The sequence below is a fragment of the Anaerostipes sp. Marseille-Q3525 genome (genome assembly GCF_018223505.1).
Taxonomy (GTDB): Bacteria; Bacillota; Clostridia; order Lachnospirales; family Lachnospiraceae; genus Anaerostipes; species Anaerostipes amylophilus.
Genome location: NZ_JAGTTT010000062.1, coordinates 1 through 3,756 on the forward strand (window position 1 = coordinate 1; position 3,756 = coordinate 3,756).

Annotated in this window: 2 protein-coding genes; both read right to left on the reverse strand. The window is 34.9% G+C overall.

Annotation, left to right across the window (positions count from 1 at the left end):
• Positions 1 to 237: 237 nt before the first annotated feature.
• Positions 238 to 1,704: a glycoside hydrolase family 1 protein gene (locus KE503_RS14175; protein ID WP_212385684.1), complete on the reverse strand. Its 1,467-nt coding sequence runs from the start codon at positions 1,702 to 1,704 to the stop codon at positions 238 to 240.
• Positions 1,705 to 1,725: 21 nt separating this feature from the next.
• Positions 1,726 to 3,609: a beta-glucoside-specific PTS transporter subunit IIABC gene (locus KE503_RS14180; RefSeq protein WP_212385686.1), complete on the reverse strand. Its 1,884-nt coding sequence runs from the start codon at positions 3,607 to 3,609 to the stop codon at positions 1,726 to 1,728.
• Positions 3,610 to 3,756 lie beyond the last annotated feature (147 nt).

The window sequence follows — 3,756 nt, forward strand, 5'->3', positions numbered from 1 at the left end:
GCACATTTACATGATTTTCGATATAATTTACACTGTTATTTTTGTCTTATTTTAACGATTTTTGTGTTTTATTTTTTGTATACAATATATAAAAATCCCAGAGTCTTTTCACTGAAAAGATTCTAGGATTTCATTTTTATATCAAAGTTATTCAGTTTTTTAAGAATGTTTTCTTTTTTTCTCTATCCAAAATTTCTAATTATTTACTAAGACTTCCCATACCTAAAATGGGAAATCTTAGTTATTTATTATGTTAAACAGATTCTCTCCATCCTGTTTGATCACATCTTGATACCAATAAAAACTATCTTTCTTATATCGATCTAATGTAGCGCCCTCTTCTTCTTCGCGATCTACATACACAAATCCATATCGTTTTTGATATCCATTCAGCCAGCTTAACAAATCCGTAAAAGACCATGTACAATATGCAAGCACTTCACAGCCTTCCTCGATGGCTTTTCCTAATTCTTTTAAATGTTCTCTTATATAATCAATTCGATATTCATCATGAATCTTATTATCTTCCGTCTTCTTATCAAATGCTCCAAGTCCATTTTCCGAAATGATGATTGGCAGATCATAACGACTTGTGATCTCACGACAACAATAGCGAAGCCCAACTGGATCAATACTCCAATCCCAGTCTGTTGTCATCAAATATGGATTGGCTGGATTTTTATAAATTCCAGGAACTCCAAGTACCTGCGCAGAACCTTTCACTCCTGTTGTATTCATTGTACCATATGGTGTTACTCCATCCATCGGATTATACTCGCATACACAACTTTGATAATAATTAACTCCCATAAAATCAATCTCTGCCGCTGCTGCCTTTAAAATTTTCTGATCGTCTTTTGTGACAACTGGTGCAAATCCTTTTTTTCTTAAATAATTCATGGCTGCTTTGGGATATCTTCCATATGCATAAACATCCATCCACCAGAAATTCTTCAGTTCATCATAATCATGTTTTGACATAACATTTTCAGGTTTACAATCAAGTGCATAAGATGGTGTATAAGCAAAGCTTGCACCAATCTTTCCTGTTCCGCCCATCTCGCGATATGCCAAAACAGCCTTTGCATGTGCCATAAAGACGTGATGGTTCACTTGATAAAATGTTTTCTGATCGTCAAACTTTCCTGGAGGATGCTGTGCTGTCAGCCATCCAAGTGATGTAAAAATATTTTGTTCATTAAATGTAATCCAGTATTTTACCTTACTTCCATATGCCTTAAATAAAGTCTTAGCATAATTTACATAATCCTCAATGATCTCCTCAGATTCCCATCCTCCATAGAGATCCACTAATGCCTGAGGAAGATCCCAATGGTAGATTGTCACCATTGGTTCAATCCCATATTTTAAACATTCATCAATAATATTTTCATAAAACTCAATTCCTTTGGGATTGACCTCTCCTCTTCCTTCCGGATAGATTCTTGCCCATGAAACAGAAAAACGATAAGTTTTTAATCCCATTTCCGCCATCAACGCGATATCTTCTTTGTAGCGATGATAATGGTCAACTGCAACATCTCCAGTTGTCGCTTTATATGTTTTTCCTGGAATCCTTACAAATTGATCCCAGTTTGTGATCCCTTTTCCATCTTCTCTCCAGCCACCTTCAATCTGATAGGCAGCTGAAGCACTTCCCCACAAAAATCCTTCTGGAAATTTTGTAACTTTCATTTCTTCCATAAATGTTACGCTTCCTTTCTGCTACTGTACACTTAATAATTTACTTTCCTTTGTTACTACTTTATCTTCACATGCTTTGACTTTTGCAAATTGTTCTGTATTGGAAATAATGATCGGTGTTGTTACATCGTATCCATTTGCTTTAATCTTGTCAATATCAAATTCTAGTAAGATATCCCCTTTTTTCATTGTATCTCCAGATTTTTTCTTTGGAGTAAAATATTTTCCTTTTAAATTTACTGTATCGATTCCTACATGTACCAAAAGTTCTACTCCATCTTCACTTACTAATCCTAATGCATGTCCTGTTTCAAAAACAGCATCTACTTTTCCGTCAAATGGTGCATAGACAACTCCTTTTTCAGGAATGACCGCTGCTCCTTTTCCTAAGATTTCTTGCGCAAATGTTGAATCTTTCACTTCTGTTAAAGGAATCACTTTCCCTTCAACTGGACTTGTAATGCTGATCTCATTATCTAATAACTGTGCATTAGATTCTTCTACAAAATCTAAATCATCATCTTCATCTACAATATCTTCAAAGCCAATAATCAGTGTTGCAACAAATGTAACAACTACTGTAACCAAAATTGTGAGTGCTGCAAATAATAATGTCTGTGGTTTTCCTTTTTCTACATACTGAACAATCGTTACGATTGCTGGTGTTGCAATTCCAAAACATTTCATTTGGAAAAATCCACCGACTAATCCACCAACAGCACCACCAATACATGCTCCTAACATTGGTCGTTTTAAACGAAGTGTTACACCATAAAGTGCAGGTTCTGTGATACCAGCAAATAATGCTGAAAACGCAGAAGATCCTGCGATCTGTTTAAAGTCTTTGTTTTTGCTTCGAAGCGCAACTGCAAGGGAGGCTGCACCCTGTGCCATATTAGAACATAATTCTCCGATACAGATAAAGTTCTCATATCCTGTTGTTGCGATCATCCCTAATTTAATCGGTGTAAATGCATGATGCATACCTGCCATAACAACGAATGGATAAACGCCAGCCACAAGACCAATGGCAATAAATCCTAATTTATCATGAATTGCATAAACTACTGTTGATAATCCATTACCGCAAATAGCTCCTAAAGGTCCAAGAATGATCAATGCGATCGGTGCTTCAATTAAAACAACTAACATTGGTTTTAAGAAGTTCTTTGTGACAACTGGCGTGATTTTATCTACAAAACGTTCTACATATCTTAGAGAATATACTGCCAAAATGATTGGGATAACCGAATAAGAATAGGATGCATAAGTTACCGGAATATATTTCAAAAATTTCACAGTCTGTCCTGCAACATGTGCTGTATTCATCAGTGTGATCAAGTTTGGATGTAACATGATCAGTGCAATACTTGCTGCATAATACATATTTGTTCCAAACTTTTTGGATGCTGAAATTGCAATCAGTACTGGCATGAAGAAAAACGCACCATCTCCTATAACACTTAATAACTGATATGTTTGCCCATTTGTGCTTAACACACCGATCATAGGAAGTAATGTAAGCAATACTTTGATCATAGCTGCACCAATGATTGCTGGAATAACAGGTGCCATGATACCTGAAATCGTATCCATCAGCATTGTAAAGATATTTTTCTTTTCATTCGATTTTACTGGTACTTCTTTTACTTCATTAGAAAAATTCCCAAGTTTATTTAGTTCGTTAAATACGTTTCCAACATCATTTCCAATAATGATCTGATATTGTCCGCCCTTTTTCATGATTCCCATAACACCTTTTGTTTTCTTTACTGCTTCATCATCAACGATGGATTCATCTTTTAATGTGAAACGAAGTCTTGTCATACAATGTACCAGATTGATGACATTATCTTTTCCTCCAACTCTTTGAAGGATCTTTTTTGCTGTATTTTCATAATCCATTTTGTTTTCCTCCTTTTTTTCTGGATTTAAAAATTTTCATTTTTCTTTATATAACAAAGACCTGACAATAGATAAAATAATTCCCGGGGTTATTTCATCTATTGTCAGGTCTTGCTTAACTTAATAATAACAAACCTATGATTATTT